The 18,356-nt window shown below is 34.2% G+C and carries 15 protein-coding genes; 1 reads left to right on the top strand and 14 read right to left on the bottom strand.

Annotated elements, in window-relative coordinates; genetic code table 11:
• Window positions 1-64: 64 nt before the first annotated feature.
• The 14 genes from rfaD to G7092_RS11715 form a co-directional block, all read right to left on the bottom strand.
• Entirely contained in the window at window positions 65-1,051 is a 987-nt protein-coding gene (rfaD, locus tag G7092_RS11650; protein ID WP_166089402.1) for an ADP-glyceromanno-heptose 6-epimerase, read from the bottom strand.
• Between the two features lie 16 nt (window positions 1,052-1,067).
• A complete protein-coding gene (gene rfaE1, locus G7092_RS11655; RefSeq protein WP_166089404.1) occupies window positions 1,068-2,018 on the bottom strand; it encodes a D-glycero-beta-D-manno-heptose-7-phosphate kinase in 951 nt (316 codons plus the stop codon).
• Window positions 2,019-2,061: 43 nt separating this feature from the next.
• Window positions 2,062-3,093: a glycosyltransferase family 9 protein gene (locus tag G7092_RS11660; RefSeq protein ID WP_166089407.1), complete on the bottom strand. Its 1,032-nt coding sequence runs from the start codon at window positions 3,091-3,093 to the stop codon at window positions 2,062-2,064.
• 33 nt (window positions 3,094-3,126) lie between these two features.
• Window positions 3,127-4,119, bottom strand: a complete 993-nt coding sequence (locus tag G7092_RS11665; RefSeq protein WP_166089409.1) for a glycosyltransferase family 2 protein — start codon at window positions 4,117-4,119, stop codon at window positions 3,127-3,129.
• Window positions 4,120-4,195: 76 nt separating this feature from the next.
• On the bottom strand, window positions 4,196-5,413 hold the full coding sequence (locus tag G7092_RS11670) for an EpsG family protein (protein ID WP_166089411.1): 1,218 nt from the start codon (window positions 5,411-5,413) through the stop codon (window positions 4,196-4,198).
• Complete coding sequence (locus G7092_RS11675; RefSeq protein WP_166089413.1) at window positions 5,410-6,468, bottom strand: glycosyltransferase family protein; 1,059 nt, start codon at window positions 6,466-6,468, stop codon at window positions 5,410-5,412. Before G7092_RS11675 ends, G7092_RS11670 begins: the two co-directional genes overlap by 4 nt.
• Window positions 6,465-7,583, bottom strand: coding sequence for a non-hydrolyzing UDP-N-acetylglucosamine 2-epimerase (gene wecB, locus G7092_RS11680; protein ID WP_317169992.1), 1,119 nt, complete (start codon window positions 7,581-7,583; stop codon window positions 6,465-6,467). The genes G7092_RS11675 and wecB overlap by 4 nt, the downstream gene beginning before the upstream one ends.
• Window positions 7,580-8,593, bottom strand: a complete 1,014-nt coding sequence (locus G7092_RS11685) for a glycosyltransferase family 2 protein (protein ID WP_166089415.1) — start codon at window positions 8,591-8,593, stop codon at window positions 7,580-7,582. The genes wecB and G7092_RS11685 overlap by 4 nt, the downstream gene beginning before the upstream one ends.
• Window positions 8,586-9,938, bottom strand: coding sequence for a lipopolysaccharide biosynthesis protein (locus tag G7092_RS11690; RefSeq protein WP_166089417.1), 1,353 nt, complete (start codon window positions 9,936-9,938; stop codon window positions 8,586-8,588). Before G7092_RS11690 ends, G7092_RS11685 begins: the two co-directional genes overlap by 8 nt.
• A 194-nt stretch (window positions 9,939-10,132) precedes the next feature.
• Window positions 10,133-11,200 carry a lipopolysaccharide biosynthesis protein gene (locus G7092_RS11695; protein ID WP_166089419.1) on the bottom strand — a complete coding sequence of 356 codons (1,068 nt, stop codon included), beginning with the start codon at window positions 11,198-11,200 and terminating at the stop codon, window positions 10,133-10,135.
• Window positions 11,201-11,226: 26 nt separating this feature from the next.
• Window positions 11,227-13,722, bottom strand: a complete 2,496-nt coding sequence (locus G7092_RS11700) for an SLBB domain-containing protein (protein ID WP_166089423.1) — start codon at window positions 13,720-13,722, stop codon at window positions 11,227-11,229.
• 181 nt (window positions 13,723-13,903) lie between these two features.
• A complete protein-coding gene (gene rfaE2, locus G7092_RS11705; protein WP_166089425.1) occupies window positions 13,904-14,416 on the bottom strand; it encodes a D-glycero-beta-D-manno-heptose 1-phosphate adenylyltransferase in 513 nt (170 codons plus the stop codon).
• 49 nt (window positions 14,417-14,465) lie between these two features.
• The gene (locus G7092_RS11710) at window positions 14,466-15,023 is read right to left on the bottom strand and encodes a D-sedoheptulose 7-phosphate isomerase (protein WP_166089428.1); all 558 of its coding nucleotides are present in this window, start codon (window positions 15,021-15,023) and stop codon (window positions 14,466-14,468) included.
• Between the two features lie 386 nt (window positions 15,024-15,409).
• Window positions 15,410-17,071 (bottom strand): capsule assembly Wzi family protein, encoded by a 1,662-nt coding sequence (locus G7092_RS11715; RefSeq protein ID WP_166089430.1) that lies wholly within the window; start codon window positions 17,069-17,071, stop codon window positions 15,410-15,412.
• A gap of 408 nt (window positions 17,072-17,479) precedes the next feature.
• Between G7092_RS11715 and G7092_RS11720 the strand changes: the two genes are divergently transcribed.
• On the top strand, window positions 17,480-18,343 hold the full coding sequence (locus G7092_RS11720) for a hypothetical protein (protein WP_202985258.1): 864 nt from the start codon (window positions 17,480-17,482) through the stop codon (window positions 18,341-18,343).
• Window positions 18,344-18,356: the final 13 nt, after the last annotated feature.

The following is an 18,356-nucleotide window of genomic DNA, read 5'->3' on the forward strand; positions in this document are numbered from 1 at the left end:
TATAAATATAATCTGGTGAGTCCTATTTCTTGTGTAACTGAGGTCACCATTTATCTATCAATAATTACAGCGTTTTCCTGTCGACCAAATAATTTAAAACATAATCTTTGACACCTTCTTCAAGAGAAAAGAACTTGTTTTTATATCCTTCTCCCAGTAACTTATTCATATTAGCCTCTGTAAAATATTGGTATTTATCGCGAATGTCTTCTGGCATATCAATAAAGTTTATATCGGGAGTTTTATTTAAGGCTGTATAAATTGAATTAACTAAATCCAAAAAGCTTTGAGCTTTACCTGTACCCAGGTTATACAAACCAGCACTTAATTTATTCTCCATCATCCACATAATTACAAACAGGATATCTTTCACATATATAAAATCCCGTAATTGCTGACCATCCTTAAATTCTTTTTTATGACTGCGAAACAACTTAACACTTCCCTGGTCCTTAATTTGATTATAGGAATGAAAAATAACACTTGCCATGCGGCCTTTATGATACTCGCCTGGCCCATAAACATTAAAAAATTTTAACCCAGCCCAAAAAACTGGCGACTGCTCTTGCTTTAATGCCCATTTATCAAATTCATTTTTACTTATGCCATATGGATTTAATGGCTTAAGATCTTCAACAATATCATTCCTATCATCATAACCCAGCTCTCCCGAACCATAAGTTGCTGCAGAAGAAGCATAAATAAGCGGTACTTGGGCTTTTACGCAATAATTCCACACGTCTTTTGAGTACTCCAAATTTAATTCCTGATGGATGGTATAATCAAACTCTGTAGTATCAGTACGTGCGCCCAGGTGAATAAAAAATGAAATCTTTATTTGAGTTTCCTTTAACCAATCAAAGAGTTTGTCTCTTTCAATGCAATGGGTATAGTGAATTGATTGCCAATTATATTCTTTACCAGGCACAGAAAAGTCATCAACAATAATTAAATTATTGAATCCTGAATAGTTTAAATGTCTTGCCATGCAGCTACCTATAAAGCCTGCTGCACCTGTGATTATAATTGCATCGTTTTTTTGAATTGACATTATTTATTTAATAAAATTATCTAAAGCTGTTTATTTCTTCTAAGGTGGCTGTAGCACTCCCTATTTTGGCAACCACTACTGCTGCCGCATGATTGGAAAACTCACAGGCATCGCTAATTGTCATTTTGTTTGCTAATGCAAACGCCAATGATGCGATTACAGTATCTCCGGCTCCTGTAACATCAAAAACCTCCAATGCTTTTGTTGGAATTTTTTCTAAATTGTTATTATGATAAATGGCCATTCCCTCTTCAGAAAGTGTAACCACTACTGTTTGGCAATTGGTCTTTTCAACAATTATTTCGCAGGCCTCTTTTAACGTTTTGTCATCTGTGATCTCTATCCCCGACGCAATAGAGGCCTCTTTTTTATTGGGTTTAAGGATATCGATATTGTTGTATTTTTGCAAACTCTTGTCCTTTGTATCAACAATTGTTGTAACGTTATGCAATTTGCATAAATCAATGGTCTCTTTAACAAGATGCTCACTTAAAACCCCTTTACAATAATCCGAAAAAATAAGCACGCTAATATCAGGCAAAATCTCTTTTAGCACACTGATCATTTTGTTAGATGTAGCTACATCAATATCATTCTTGTTTTCTCTGTCCAGCCGTATAAGTTGGTGCTTATTTGCCAATACCCTGGTTTTTATAGTTGTTTGACGATGATTATCATTAATTAACTGATAAAAGGATGGGTTTGCATTCTCTACTTCTTTTTGAACGATTTGAGCTCCATCATCATTACCACATACAGCAATAAAATAAGCAGGACACCCTAAGGCGATTAAGTTTTTGAGTACATTACCTGATCCACCAAGTGTATAAGTTTCATTTTTGATATCCACCACCTGAACCGGCGCTTCAGGTGATATCCGATCACAATTACCAAACAAATAATGATCGAGCATAACATCTCCTATAACTGCAATTTTATTATTTGACGAATCTGGAAAAGAATACATAAAGGATTTTTTTATTAACTATTTAATAATTAAGATGAACCTATTAGTTAACTGCAATGTTAGATATAATTTCAATAACTGATGTAGGATCTATTAACTGCATGCAAATATTGGACTGGCATTGCGTGCTAAAGTACTTGCCATAATAACATGGACTGCATAACAATCCACTCCCGCTCCACACCATTTTTACCTTATTAAAATTTTTCCCATAACTAAATTCATGTGGGTTAGTAGGGCCAAATAAGGCTATCACGTGAGGGCTATTTGCAAAAACAGCCAAATGATACGGGCCACTATCATGTGTTACAACAAACTCAGCATTTCTCATTAAAGCAATTACCTCAACGAGCAATAATTTTCCAACTAAATTAACAATGTCTAAATGCTTAAAATGTTCAACTACCCAAGTATCTGATGGCCCTCCGGATAGTATTACCTGATAATTATTTTTCAATAAGATTTCGGTTAGCTTAACATAGTTTTCAACGGGCCATCTACGAAGCTCTTGTTCATATAAAGCATTTTTGGCGCCTCCTGGTGCAATTATCACCCTGCGCTGATCTGCCTTTAGTTCATTTGCGATGACATCCGGCAGTTTTAACTTATCGATTCTGTCTTCCGGAAATTGAATGTAGCCATTAAAACTGTTATCAGATTGCAAAAACAACCTCACATGTTCAAAAGGCCTTGATCGTCCGGGAATTAATGCAGGCCTATCATCATTACGAGTTAAAAACAATTTATTGGTTGATCGCACCAATGCACTTATCAACTTATACCGTCTATCAGGATGATAGTTTATCAAAAAATCATATTTTTTAAAAGCCAACTTATTTTGTATAACAGCAAGTTCTTTAATAGCTTTTAATTTACTGCCTGAAAACAGTTTGCTTTCATTAATGGATATTACTTCGTTTATAGAAGGTATCGATGATAAAATAGGCTTAACAATTTCGCCACAAACCCAGGTGATATGCGAATCGGGATGTTGCCGTTTAATCTCTGTTAATATCGGTAAAGTCATGATTACATCACCTATTGCACCAATCTTAACAATCAATATTCTAGTCATATATAAATTACTTCGGTATTATATCAAATATTATTAAACCTGGTACCCTAATAAAATTTTAGGTACTACAGTAATAGCTTTTATAAATATGGAAAATTTCCCTTTTAACAGCCTTTTAATTAATCCGTAAGTAACCCCTATCATAACAGAAAACATACAAACAGGATACCATTTTTTAGTAAAACGAACTCTATTGATCAATGTATAATAGCCACTTATATCTCTGTTGTTCTTTTTATTGGATTTAACTGCAGTTGAGGCTCCTTCTTTATGATATATTATAGCACTTGTCTGTATGCCAAGCTTGTATCCCCGCTGTTTTATTTTTAATGACCAATCAAGATCTTCAAAATACAAAAAATAGCTCTCATCCATTAAACCAACATTAACGGCTATTTTTAGAGGAATAAATACGGAGGCTCCAACCAGATAGTTTGTTTCCTTAACAACGTATTGATCATATTGTCCGTGATCTTCCTCATTTTCACCAATATGTGAGCCTCTACCTATCCATTTATTATAATCTCCAATAATTGCCTGTAATTTAGATTGATCGTGATAAAAACGCATTTTACTACTTATAACGTAATCCTCTGTACCTGGCCTGGTATAAAAATTCAATAGCTCAACAATACTATTACTATCAATTACGGTGTCATTATTCAAAATCCAGATATACGATGAATCTATCCCATTTTTGAATATATATTTGAGCGCGACGTTGTTTGCTGCAGAAAAGCCACGATTAACTGCTTTTACTAATACTAGTTGTTCTTCATATATATTCGATGCTGTAGCACATGCTATTTCATCAGTTTCAATGTATTTTAAGTTAGTACCTGATATTCGTTCAGTATTATAGTTCGAAACCCACTTTAAAATGCTGTTATTTGATTCATCCGTTGGCGAGTTATCTACAATTATAAGCTGAAAGTCTTTATATTTATTCTTAAAAATGCTTTCCAAACATTCAATTGTATCTGAATAATTTTTATAGTTAACAAGAATTATAAATACTTTATACATAAATTGACGATATCCTTAAGAACCTAACACGTTAAGTTCTCTTTTTATAAGTTTATTTATTCCTACAATTATATCTTTATTTCCCTACAGCCTGGTTATCATAAAACTCCTTTGTTTTATCCTGAGCTTTATAAAAATTATTCATAATCCGACGATCTTCAGCATCATCAATTAATAAATAATTATTATATGGAAAATATGTTAAATAAGAAGCTTCATACTGAAGTGGTGAGACAAATTTGATGCATGCAATTCCTAACAGACATGTGTTATAAAATATACGGTTAAATTTACTATAGCATTGCGACATTATGGCTAATATAAAAGCTGATTCGACGGTAAAGTAATAAGCAAATCTACCATTAATCTCCTCTACCTGCGAAAAAAATATAACCACAAAGATATATGCAATGAACATCATAAATAAGTTGTTATACTTCTTATCCTCCTTAACCATCTCATCATAGAATAACCACATGGAAAACAACATGAAGATATTAGTAAGTGCCAGGAAATTAAAATGTACATTAGTAGGAAACAATTCTATATATGATAGAAATTTCTCAATAAAAAAACTTGATGAGGTAGGTATCAGTAACAAGATCCGGCTTATTGTGCTTAAAATTTTAAATGGGACTATAAAATTTAAAATATACAAAAACGATGTAAGGAGAACCAATCTTCTTGAAAAACGCAGTTTAAATATACCATATATGGGTATAAATATTAGTGCGCTGTTATGGAAAAGCGAGGCTGCCAGACAAATTAAAAGGTATTTGAAAAATGATTTATTTATTTGCGGTATAGCAAACAGTAAAGTGTAAAATGCTAAGCTTTGCCTTAAAATATCAAACTCCCTGAAAATGTTAATTGAATATAGAATCAACATGAACATGTACCGATAATCAGGAATATACCGCTTAATAAATTTTGTTAAACAAAAAAGATTATAAGCAGATATAATTGCTACAAAACCAGGGAAGCCTATACCTATAGTTTTAATAATAAGGCAAAGCCATTTATATCCTATCTCAAATGGTGCATCAGAAAATATCGGGGAATTATCAGGACCGGATAATACCTGTCCAAGGCTTTCTGTATGATCCATAAATTCATTATACTGAAACCAGTCAAGCCCAACTTTATAACGAAAACCTATAAAAATAAAAGTTACAACAATGGTTGGTATCCACAATAACTTTAATACATAATTAACATATTCTTCTTTGAATTTTGCAGACTCAAAAAAGGCCAATATAGCCAAAGGGACAAAGAAAAGAAGATATCCTGTCATAATAGCATCTCAAATATTTCGTCGAATATTTTTTGAGGATCGTAATTTTCAATAATGAATTTAGCTATATTAAGATTGATTTCACTTTTAACCGGAAGCAGTTTGTCTGAAAAATCTTCATAATTCAGATACTCATATTTCAGTTTCATAAAATCACCGATCTCAGCCGACTTTACAATTGGCGTTACTCCATAACATAAATATTCAATAAGCTTGGTAGGGTTTGCCACCCTGTTTACTACAACATCATCCCTGAGTATAAAACCATAATGCGCTTTGTTGTAATATTGCGCAAGCTCATTAGGGTGTACGCTTTTTACTGAAATTTTATCAGCGTTAATATTTAAATTCTTAATTTGTTCATTAAACACTTCCGGCTCGCCTGTTAATATCAAATAATTAATGTTTTCTGATAAATTATTTTTAATAACATTGAGCATCAATTCAATATTTTGCCATTTTTGAGTATTGCCGCTATATATAACATTTATTTTTCCATTATTTTCAATTGCTGTATTATTATCTACAACCAAATTAGCTGGTACGATATAGAATATCTTGTAGGCGCCATGCCATCCTGGATATTTCTTTTTATAATAATCAGCCATGCTTTCAGTTACAAATATCATTAATGACATTTTTCTGAAAGCAACTTTTTCCACTAACGAATATAAGCCTGCCCTAAAATTCCTACCCACACTTACTAACTCTTCAGGAACAACGCCATGTACATCCAAAATAGTCTTCTTTCTAAACAACAAAAACCATGGAAATATCCTGATAACATTATATATGGAATGAAAATATATAACGTCAGCTTTAGAAATACATTTTAAAATGAAAAAAAAGTGAAAAATAACATTTATATCATAACTCTTTACGTTGTCACGCTGATGAGTTACTTTCTTTTTAAAAAACTTATGAATTTTTATATTTAAATAAATCCTATCAAAATTTGATAAATTATCATCAACAGATTTTACACGCTGTATCATTCCATCTTTTATATTTTCTTCATTATAATAAGAGGAAATAACCAAAATTTGAGCTTTCATACGACCTGGATTAAACTTTCAAGGACTCTATTGGATGAGTTACCATCTCCATAAGGGTTAACCGCTTCAGACATGTTCTGATAATGCGTTTCATCATTCAAAAGCCTTTCTGTTTCGAATACGATAACATCCGGATCTGTGCCAACTAAAATAACACAGCCAGCAGCCAAAGCTTCCGGACGCTCTGTAGTATCTCGCATTACTAATACTGGTTTCCCCAAACTTGGGGCTTCTTCCTGTACGCCGCCGCTATCAGTTAATATCAAATAGCTTTTTTTCATTAGGTAAACAAATGCAGGGTACGAAAGCGGTTCAATTAAATTAATGTTATCTACACCATTCAATAAAGAATGCACCGGCTCTAAGACATTCGGATTCAAATGAACGGGGTATACGATCTGCACATCTTCGTGTAAGGCTATCTTTTTTAAAGCTTTGCAAATATTAAGAAAACCATTGCCAAAATTTTCCCGCCTGTGTCCTGTAACCAAAACAAGCTTTTTAGAGCTGTCAAGAATTGTGTTTAAATAATTAATTTCGCTGTCTTCATAATTTTCCAGTTTTTGAACAGCATAAAACAGAGCATCTATTACAGTATTTCCGGTAATTATAATAGTGTCATCTTTTATTCCTTCGTTTATAAGGTTTTGCTTTGCTTTTGGTGTTGGTGCTAAGTGCCAATCCGCAATTCTTGATGTCAATTGCCTATTAATTTCTTCCGGAAAGGGAGACAACTTTTCATAAGTTCTTAAACCAGCTTCAATGTGACATACTTTGGCGCCGCTATAAAAAGCTGCAACGGCAGCAAATGTTGATGTCGTGGTATCACCATGCACATAAACATAATCAGGCTTAAAATCATCTAACACAGGCTTGAGGCCCAATAATATCTCGGATGATATGGTATAAAGATTCTGATTAGGTTTCATCAAGTTCAAATCAAAATCAGGTGTTATTTCAAAAAATTGTAATACCTGATCAAGCATATGTCTATGTTGAGCTGTAACACAAACTTTTGTAATAAATTTATCAGAATATTGAAACGCTTTTACCAATGGAGCCATTTTTATTGCCTCCGGACGAGTTCCAAATATAATTAAAACCTTATTCATCATCTTATTTTGATTATTTTAGCTGGTTGATTCTTTTCTTTTTTATTTAATAAATAGCCTAGTATTTTGGCATAGATCCTATAAAACGGCCATAATACTTTAAGTATAGTTTTATTTAAAACAATTAAAGGATAAACAAAAAACCAATATTGAGGGAATTTAGAATATACTGATGATAACGTTTCATGTAGATTATTATCGTCAGAAAAAAAATGCTTAGTATTTTTTATTCTGTATATCCAATTTGGAAAAGATTCAATTAATAGCCTTACCTTAATTAAATTAAATACACGATTAGTTTTTAAACTCACGTCAAATTCATTAAGAATTTGGTTAAGATTTTCACCAAAAACTTTACATACGCTGAAGCCTCCGCTATTATCGGGTTGTACACCAACCAATGGCTGTATATGAAAAATATTATATGTTTCGCTTAACGAAGCTGTTAATATAAAAGGCAATTGTACTAGGTTTGTGCCAAAATATCGATCAAAATTGATATTGTTAACATATTTTGAATTAACAACATTTCCGGATATAAATGTTGAATTGTGACTAACTTTATTATAAAATTGAAGATAATCATCAAACAATAATATGTCAGATTCAAGGATTAACCTATCCTTTTTAATAAGCTCCCAGTTAAGATATAAAACACCAAAATCCTTAACCTTATTAATTATATCTAAAATAATTGCTACAGAATTGGGATAAAGTACGTCATCGTCACCAAAAGCAACAACATACTTTCCTTTAGCTTTTGTGTAACATTGGGCAATATTCCTATCACTTCCTATGTTCTCAGGATTTGTTATCAAACTAATCTCTAACTTGTTATTCATAAAATCCCCAATAACAGCTTGGGTATTATCTGTAGATGCGTTATCTGATATTATGATTTCAACCTGATTTTTAAAATCACTTTTCTGATTAAAAAGACTCTCAAGTAATCTTCTTAAATAAACCTCCCGATTATAAGTAGGAATAGCTATTGTTAGCAAAAAATCACTCATGGTGCCACGCTTTCTTTCTGGTAATAAATAAATAAATTGTCCAAGGTAGGGCAACCATACAAGTTAAGAAAACATAACTCGTCGTAATTCCTATTAATCCGAATCTCCGTCCCAAAACAACGGTAGATAAACATACCAACAAACCCATTGTTATTGATTGTATTAGCATAGGCTCTTTTTTATGGCATCGTAAATAAGTTGCAAAAGCATATATAAGCTGATTAATTACATTGGCTAAGCACATGCATATTAGTGGTATAAAAGCTAAAAAACGCTCTGCCAGGCTTACATGAAAAAGTTTAAACACCTGTATCACAAGCACAAAGCATATAGTAATAAGCAGGTTAATTCCTGTAGCCTGAAACGCTATTCTGTTAAAACTCACATCTAAAAGAGTATAATCACGCTTCGAGATCAGGTTCGATAAGAAAGGGACTTTAGTATTAATCCAACTCATGGATATTGATAATATACCGGTAAGAGCGGCTATACTCATCCCCATTTGCCCAGCCACAACGGCCCCCTCTGTGGCAAATAAAATCGGGTTAAATAGTTGAAAAATAAAATATCCACTTATCCAACTCAACGCAATCCGCCATTGAAAAGGGAATATTTCTTTAAAATAACTTATCACCCATTCTGACTTAGCTGCCCATATTACCTTCAAATACTTAATCCGATTTGTAAATATAATTTGTGCGTAGTTTACACAAATAGCTATTAATGATGCTAATGCAGCCGAATAAAGTTTTAAACCACAGGCAAAAAATATAAACATTAATATTATGTAGACTGTTTTTTGTACTAGTCTTATTTTTGCCATATCCTTTACATGGCCTAATCCATCAAAAAAGGCAAGCAGGGGATCAATAAATAAATTAAGGGAGGTTGTAAGGCAAAGTGTGATCCACGCACCTTTCCACTCTATGTTTAGCCCTTTACCATAATGGGAGAAAAAGGTAAAGCCCCCGTATAATAACGCAAAGAATAAAATAGCTGCAATTATTGCAAACCATTTAACGCAGAATATAAGTAGTGATGATAATCTGGATTGATAGTGAATCTCACCGATAAGCTCAAAATTATCGATCCATTTTAAATGAGCTGATTCATAAGCAGTATATTGCGTAATAATACCGCTTAATCCCAATTCAAAAAATATCTGAATGGCTAGAATACTCGAAAAAGTATAATAATAGCCTATTTCGGAGGGAGATAAGTATCTCGATACAAAGATAATTGAAATTATTCCACCGCCTGCTTGTATAACACGAGTTAAAATAGTTAGAGCAACAGCACCATCAATACCAACCTTGTTCAGTAACTTTTTTATGGTTATAATCACCTTAAATTATGTAAGTTTTAACTACTTTAAATATTGTAATCACAATTGATCTCATTTCGGATTAATCCCAATAATACTATGATCTCTCATTCTTGAGTTTTTCGTATTGATTATTTGCTAACGGTATCGGGCTAATAATTCATTACAAATATTACCTTATATAAACTATGTTAGGTTTGCTATATTTTATAAGATCAATCGTTTCTCATTATTTTGGTAATCACTTTTCTAATGAAAAGTGTTAGAATAGTGAGAAAAAAACCGACAATTATTCCTATTGCGCTCCCTTTTACTTTAGTTACTTTATCAACTGTTAATGGCAAAACAGGCGAATCAATTAGTTGAATCAATGGAGTTTCTTGCCGGAGCGACATCTTTGATAGCTCTAAATTTTTCACAATCTCGCCATAAATAGCCGTACTTGCTTGTACATCTACTTGCCTCCTTTGTGATGGAACTCTTAATATTTGAAGTGTGGGATTGGCGTTGGGTGCTGCATCAATAGCAGAAGCTACCCCGTTAATTGATCTGTTTAAAACATCTTTTACACTATCTGCTTGATACTGTAACACACGAACGCTCTGATAACTCTTCTTAGTTTTTGTTTGTGAGTAAAATGAGTTTACGTTATCAACAAGTTTTATATTAAACTCCCGTGCAAACAGTTCATCCTTATTCATCACATCTACTCTGATGATACTTATCTTTTTATCCGGTTTGGATACCGTTAGCAACCGTTTATTAAACAGTTTAACAATACTTGTAATAATGCTATCCTGAACGCGGGTAAAATTATCAGAATTACCATTAAATGAAATATTCCCAATACGGTCGTCTTCAAGCCATTTTTTTCGTAAATGATTAAAATCGATATATCTTTCTATTAACTGTTGTCTTTTCCCATCAAAATTGGCTACGCTTAGTAAAGCTTTTTCGATCATTAAGCGCGATTTGTATAATTCTAAAATATTATCACTTTGAAATATTCCCCCACTGCTACTTCCGCCTAAATCAATACCGGCCATTGATGCTAAGCTGGCGTACTGGCTCAACCCTGCCCCTTTATTGCTTTCATCTAACACAAAAGTGCTTGATGCTGTGTACAATGGTTTACTAATTAAAGCGTAAGCCAGACCTAAAACCCCACCTAAAATCCCCCCCATCAATATCACTAACCATTTAGTTTTAAGATATCTGCTTATCGAAAGTATTTTGTTTATAAAATCTTTTAGCGATATTTCATCAGCCTTACCCTTGCTCATATAAGTTACGAATACGTTTTTGTAGTTTATTTATTTAAGCTCAGTATACCTAAAATAATAGCTCCTAGTGAAGCCAACCCTGTAGTGAATCCTAAAATGGATTGTGCTGTATTGCCCTTAGATTCTGATTTTTTAGGCACATAAATTTCACTGCCTGGTTTTACTGATGGGTGGTTATTAAAGAATAAGAATTTCCTAGTGCCTCTCACTGTTCCGTTAGGATAAACTACGTAGGCCCCTCTTCTTAATGCATCCGGACCATAACCACCGGCGTTATATACAAAATCATTAAATGATTTTGATCGATCATATACAACAGCACTTGGGTATAATACTTGACCATTAACACGAACTATTTGTTGTTGTTTTGGAATTCTTAAAATATCCCCGTCTTCCAACAACAGATCGTCTTTTGAGCCGGGCGTTTTTAGGATCTTGGGAAGATTAATGCCTACAAAATTATTGCGCATTACCGTATCTTCATTTCTTGTGGAGTCCTTGTAGGTTCTTTTCAATCGAGATATGCGATCCATACTTTCACGGGCGATTGCTAAAGTATCGGCCTTGCGCTTGTCTATACCCAATATAGCAATGTTCTCTCTTTTTAACGATCCCCCTTCTGCATCAGCAGATGCTGTTAAGCCTCCTGCGCGAGCAACCAGGTCAGAAATCTTTTCATTTTTTGTTTTTATGGTATAAGATCCGGGATACATTACTTCTCCCTCTACTTTAACGGTTTTTTGTTTTTCAAAGCCCGGCAATGTATAAACAGATACGATATCAAAAGGTTGTAATACGAAATTGGCTTCAGATGGTTTTAACTGTCCATCGACATTGACGCTGAAAACCTGGGCAACTGAACTATTTTTTGAATTTGGATCTGCATCACTTATTCTTCTGGCCACTTCAATACGCTTAGTGCTGGCTCCTTCTGCAAAACCCCCCGCTTTGAATATTAAATCCTCCACTTTCATATTTTCGGAGAAAGCAAATTTTCCAGGGTTCCGTACACTACCGTTTATTATGATCTGATATTTATCGCGCAGATCAAATATAGATGATATAGTAACAATGTCTTCCCGCTGCAGAGGGATATTTACAGTCTTGTTAATAGCATCACGAACATTAAAGCCAATTATTTCGGTACTATTATCACTTTTTAGTCGTGTGATAGTTCCCCGTTCCATAAAAGCATCTTCTTTTAAACCTGCCGCGTTTGCAATTAATTGGTTTAATGTTAAGCCATTCTGTAATTCATAATCGCCCGGTTTAAAAACGGCACCTTTTATTACAACTCTATTTTCAAACCGCTCAATAACTGACTCTATAGTGTATTTATCCCCCCTTAATGGTATATAGTTCTTATAATCTGCTTCTACTACATCGGTTATTTTCCGCTGTTGATCGCTAATTTGTGAAACTTTTATACGTGCTGTGTAAGCGCTATCGGTAAAACCACCTGCATAATTTAAAATATTATCCAGAGTTTCTCCTGGCAAAACCTCAAATAATGCGGGTATTTTTATTTGTCCTATCAGTTGCACACGGGTACGATAAGTAGGTACCCGCACTATGTCCTGATCTTGTAATGAAATATTATCCTTCTGACTGCCTTTTACTATAAAATCATACACATCCAGATGCCTGATGATCCTGTTGTTCCTGATAATCTCAATTTGACGCAGACTACCATTATCCGTTGGCCCTCCTGACATATATAAAGCATTAAAAACAGTAGCAAGCGAAGGCAAGGTATAGGTACCTGGTTTTTGTACCTGTCCTACTATAATGACTTTAATACTCCTGATATTGCCAAGTGTTATTTGTACGTTAGTACCATGGCCTATGGCATAATTACTGGCTGAAAGTCTGTTTTTGATTTGCGATGTTGCTTGTTCAATAGTTTTGCCACCCACATTTATTACGCCAACATTTGGAATAGTAATGTTTCCTTCTGGTGATACCTCTAGTTTCCAATTGACTGATGAATTTCCGTAAACATTAACATTTAACTGATCATCAGGCCCGATAATATAATTTATCGGGGTAGCCAACTTTAAATTGGGCTCAAAAGAACTATTTTTATTTTTGAACAGATCGGCGCCAAATATTTTAGGCCTTAAGTTCTCAAACATGTCTTTTTTGTTAGCATCCGAAGTATCAAGACTATCTGGCTTATAATTCAGTTTACGTCCTGTTACTATTCTGCCGTTTGCATCTTCCGTGGTATCTGCCTGTGCCTTTTTTCCGCTTGCTTTACTTCGTATATCCTGTATCCTTGTTTGCAATTTCTGAACCTGTGCACTTGACATCCCTCTTGACTGCGCCTGCCTGATTAATTCCGCATCACTTAAACCACTATTTTGAGCTTGTTGTAATAATTGAATAATTTGTTGGTCAGGTACGTCATCTATATTGACAGATGATAAATTTTGAACATTAATTTGTGCCGAAACGTGATTAATTGCTCCAAAACAAAACATTGCAACAAACAGAAATATGAGGAAACTAGTTTTAGCCATTTTTTAAAATATCGGAATCCGGAACCCCGCAATAAATTGATTTAGATTTTTGCAAAGGTAAACCAATTTGTTATTTAAGACGATTGTAAAATTTTATATTATTTAATGTTCAATTATTAATTTATTAATCATGTACTTAAGTCAACCATACACTAAAAAGAATAACTGATATTTTAATTTTTTAAGCCTTACCAGGAATTTGCTGCCTGATTTTTTCAATTATAGAGGTTGATGAATAGCCTTTCACTAAATCAATGGTCTTTACTTCACCACCATTGGCTAATACTTCTTTGTTCCCTACAATATTTTCTACGGAATAATCAGCTCCCTTTACCAGAACATCAGGTAATAAGCTACTGATGAGATTAAGCGGGGTGTCATCTTCAAAAACTACAACAGCATCAACAAAAAACAGGGCGGCCAATATTGCAGCCCGGCTATTTTGATCATTAACCGGCCGGCTTTCGCCTTTGATACGTTTTACCGAGCTATCCGAATTGAGACCAATAATGAGTTTTTCACCCAGTTCTGCAGCTTTAGCGAGATAAGTGATGTGACCAATATGCAGAAGATCAAATACCCCATTGGTAAAAACGACTTTTAGCCCTTTACTTTGCCAATTTTGGACCTGAGTTTTAAGCAGGGAGATATTAGTTATTTTGTTTACCAGGGTTTTTTCGAGGTCTATTCTCATGTATTAATTTCTTGTTGAATGGGTGCGATTGATTTATGATGCTGATAGGCTATTCAAATAAACTATCAACTGATTGGCAAAGAATATGTCCTATCAATATATGCATTTCCTGTATGCGGGCGGTTACATTGGATGGTATTACGATATTCAAATCACATATACCATTCATTTTACCTCCGTCACGCCCTGATAGACCCAGGGTTTTACATTTAAATTTTGTAGCTGTTTTAAATGCATTAAGTATACCCTGACTATTGCCGCTGGTTGAAATGCCAATAAACAAGTCGCCCTCATGTGCAAAAGCTTCCACCTGTCGTGAAAAAACATGATCATAACCGTAATCATTAGCTATTGCCGTAAGTGCCGATGTATCAACCGTTAATGCTATACCAGGCAAGGCCCTTCGCTCCTTAACAAATCTTCCACTCAATTCAGCAGCAATATGTTGAGCATCGGCAGCACTGCCTCCATTACCCGCAAGTAAAACCTTGTTGCCTCCTTTTATAGTGTCTGATATCATTTGACAGGCCTGTGCAATATCACTTGTAAGTTCGTCTATAACCCGTTGTGTAGTATTCTGATGATCCTGTAGCGCTTCTAAAATCATTGTAATTTATATTGGTTGGAAATGTTGTACTTTATACAGCTTCTTTTCTTATTTGTTTTTGGTACAAGACCTACCTTTCTCTTATCATATCGAGAATGATCGTATCAATAGTTGATCAACTGTTAAGTTGCCGATAACAAGTATATTGGTTTACGGATTGATGATTGTATAGAATGTATCTTGTTTATCATTTATTTAAAACTCAAAGCTCATTAATTATTTATTAATAGTTTGAAAAATTTCGCAAAGATAATTTTTTAAGGTTATTTTTTGCAGTAATAATATTTTAGACTGTCTTTCGTATCAATTTCTAAAAGGTGTTAGCCATATTACGCAAACTAAATACAAAGTATAACATTTCCCCTGCAATAAATTTACTTTATTCATTATTCAAAGTAATAGGTAAAATTGAGTCTTGCGTGTAAATTATAACCATTGCCATGATTATACTGGTAATTTAAAGAATAGACCGGGGTTACCTCAGCAGAAATCAAATATTTTTTAAATTTCATGTTAGCATAAAATGTGCTGTTTATATCTACCCAATGCGAGCTAAAATTTCCTGTACCTGTAAAAGCAGTATAATACAAATCATTATTATGAACTTGTCGCTCTAATGTTAGGCCAAAGGAGTTCATTCCCTTTAAATAACTTATATCAAACATAAAACTGTTACTTCCTGGCCCAATGCCGGCACCAACATACCTTCCATCATTAGTATACCCATCTCTGGGGCTCGTGATATGTGTATACCAGGTAGGTTCATCTCTTAACAAAAACGTAGATTCTCGTTGCAGTTGGGTTAGTTCGGCTTTTACCTGTATATAACTATCTTTAGAAAGCTCAAATAACTTGCGGCCACCTAAAGTAATGGCAGCTGAATGATCAGGCTCCTGCAAAAAGTCATTAATGCTTCCTGTTCTGTCATTTCTGGCCCACTCAAAATAAAGCTCAGCATTATAAAGAGGCAATAACTGGCGTATATTAAGAGCAAATGCGAAGTCCTGGCCATCTCCACGGGTACTGTTAGATACATCGTTCGCTTTGAGCGATGAACCGGTAATTACTGGAAATAATTTTTGAATGATATTCCTTTTATGATAAAGTGAATCTTTATCCAGATAATCGTATCCGGTTAGTCCTAAATACAAACCCTTTAACCATTTAGGTTGCCAGTTAATCGTATAAGCAGATATATATCGGGTAACTTCGGGCTTAGGAATAAATAAACCTTTGGCACTCACTATCCGGTTCGTATCAATTGGAAGATAACCGGACTGTTTTAAATTCCCCCCAATTATCTGCCATTCAAATGACCCTATTATGGTTTTAATAGGCTTAACTGAATTAAATGTCCAATGCAAAAAACCGGGTGCAGAATTACTCATCATGATGGAGTTTTGCACACCTGGCCCCCACCATATATTTTCTGTTGAAATACCAGCTTCTATATTTTTAAAGTTGACAGTTACTTTTGATTGCCCTGGATATAAATGCTGTAGCGATTTATTACCAAACCTTTCCGGGGCATCAATACCATTTATGTTAAAATAATACGCATTTAAAAGCTGCTTATTGGTGGTATTAACTTGCACATCAGCAAAAGTATCAAAGCGTTTATTTTGGGCATATACAAACTCTGGCTTTACCTGTACTGTAAATATGCCCGCCTTTAATAAAAACCCTCCGCTAACCCTGGTCTGGTAACCGGCAGCAGGATACAATGATGAATTATTATAACCATATGGTCTCCTAACGTTATAATCATTTAACCAATTAAAGGGTAATATTTGAATACCGGAGGGCTTACCCATAAACTGAAAATTACCGTATGTTTTGCTGGCCAGAAGTTGTTTAAACGATGAATCGGTATCGTGCCATTCATCGTTTACAGGCCTTACAGTAAAAGATGAAGTATTATCGCTCTTTCCCAATAATTGATTTCGTCTGGCAATATCTTCCGCATAACTCCCTACTGGTACGGTTTGTGAAAAAGTTTTTGCACCTAAAAACAGTAAAGTAACGGCTGATAATAAAGTTTTCTTCATAATTATTGATAAGGACGTTGTAAATCATCTAAACATAACAAGGCTGTCTATTTTTTTGATAAAATCATTTTATTGACAGCTCATTAGCCAGAATTTTCGTGATAAAGTTTAAAGTAATTGTCGATTAAAACGACATCATTGAAACAAAATTACATTAAACTGTCACAAAAAATAAAATACTACAAATATTAACACCCTATTGTTGCTAAATTAACAATAGGCATTAACTTATTGGCAAATGCATTTCGGTTGAACTGAGATCAGAAAAACTCATGTCTGAGGCTGGCGCTTTACAATAAACTAACATTTATCTTATTCATATTATTTTTTATTGCAGGCAACCATCGGCTATTTTCACAACGTATTGGGGTTATAAAAGATTATTATTAACCACTTTTAACCAGTACAATGAATTTACTTAAAAATCTACCCCTCGCAATTGTTGGCATTGCTGCTATGTTTGCCAGTTCATCATGTTCAAAAAACAACAATAGTAAAAGCACGCCAGATCAGCCTGTTCCGGCTAATGCAGTTAAATTATCAACCAATGTAAAATTTGGTAATATCCTTACCGACGCTAAAGGCAAAACGTTATACTTTTTTGCCATTGACGCTAATGGAAATTCAGGTTGCAATGGCGGATGTTCTGTAGTTTGGCCCACTTTTTACCAGGCAAATCTTACTTTGGACAATGGCTTAGATATCAAAGATTTTGGTACCATTACCCGCACCGATGGATCAAAACAAACCACTTACAAAGGCTGGCCACTTTATTATTATCAAAATGATGCCAATGCTGGCGATATCAATGGCGATAAAGTAGGTAACACCTGGTTCGTCGCCAAACCAGATTATACCGTTATGGTAAGCAACAACCAATTAACCGGTAATGACGGTGTTAAATACAATAGCGACCTTAAACCCGGTGATGGTGTAACTCAATATATTGTGGATGATCGTGGCCAAACGCTATACTCTTTTAGCCACGACAAATTTAAAACCAACAATTTCACTAACTCTACTTTCAGCAACAATAAAGTGTGGCCTATTGACACTGCTGTTAAAGCAGTATTGAATGTCCCTTCTGTTTTGGATAAAACCCAGTTTCAAACCATAACTGTATTCGGAAAAACACAACTGGTTTACAAAGGCTGGCCACTATATTACTTCGGTGCTGATAACAACCAACGTGGTAATAATAAAGGTGTATCGGTACCAACGCCAGGTACCTGGCCGTATACCAATGCTACTTCGCCTGTTGCGCCTAATTAATTTATTTTTTTCA

Origin of the sequence: Mucilaginibacter inviolabilis, from assembly GCF_011089895.1 — a bacterium.
Classification (GTDB): Bacteria; Bacteroidota; Bacteroidia; order Sphingobacteriales; family Sphingobacteriaceae; genus Mucilaginibacter; species Mucilaginibacter inviolabilis.

Bases quoted from the DNA above. Each gene is read 5' to 3' on its own strand.
- rfaD (WP_166089402.1), bottom strand. From the start codon at position 1,051: ATGTCAATTCAAAAAAACGATGCAATTATAATCACAGGTGCAGCAGGC.
- rfaE1 (WP_166089404.1), bottom strand. From the start codon at position 2,018: ATGTATTCTTTTCCAGATTCGTCAAATAATAAAATTGCAGTTATAGGA.
- G7092_RS11660 (WP_166089407.1), bottom strand. From the start codon at position 3,093: ATGACTAGAATATTGATTGTTAAGATTGGTGCAATAGGTGATGTAATC.
- G7092_RS11665 (WP_166089409.1), bottom strand. From the start codon at position 4,119: ATGTATAAAGTATTTATAATTCTTGTTAACTATAAAAATTATTCAGAT.
- G7092_RS11670 (WP_166089411.1), bottom strand. From the start codon at position 5,413: ATGACAGGATATCTTCTTTTCTTTGTCCCTTTGGCTATATTGGCCTTT.
- G7092_RS11675 (WP_166089413.1), bottom strand. From the start codon at position 6,468: ATGAAAGCTCAAATTTTGGTTATTTCCTCTTATTATAATGAAGAAAAT.
- wecB (WP_317169992.1), bottom strand. From the start codon at position 7,583: ATGATGAATAAGGTTTTAATTATATTTGGAACTCGTCCGGAGGCAATA.
- G7092_RS11685 (WP_166089415.1), bottom strand. From the start codon at position 8,593: ATGAGTGATTTTTTGCTAACAATAGCTATTCCTACTTATAATCGGGAG.
- G7092_RS11695 (WP_166089419.1), bottom strand. From the start codon at position 11,200: ATGAGCAAGGGTAAGGCTGATGAAATATCGCTAAAAGATTTTATAAAC.
- G7092_RS11700 (WP_166089423.1), bottom strand. From the start codon at position 13,722: ATGGCTAAAACTAGTTTCCTCATATTTCTGTTTGTTGCAATGTTTTGT.
- rfaE2 (WP_166089425.1), bottom strand. From the start codon at position 14,416: ATGAGAATAGACCTCGAAAAAACCCTGGTAAACAAAATAACTAATATC.
- G7092_RS11710 (WP_166089428.1), bottom strand. From the start codon at position 15,023: ATGATTTTAGAAGCGCTACAGGATCATCAGAATACTACACAACGGGTT.
- G7092_RS11715 (WP_166089430.1), bottom strand. From the start codon at position 17,071: ATGAAGAAAACTTTATTATCAGCCGTTACTTTACTGTTTTTAGGTGCA.
- G7092_RS11720 (WP_202985258.1), top strand. From the start codon at position 17,480: ATGAATTTACTTAAAAATCTACCCCTCGCAATTGTTGGCATTGCTGCT.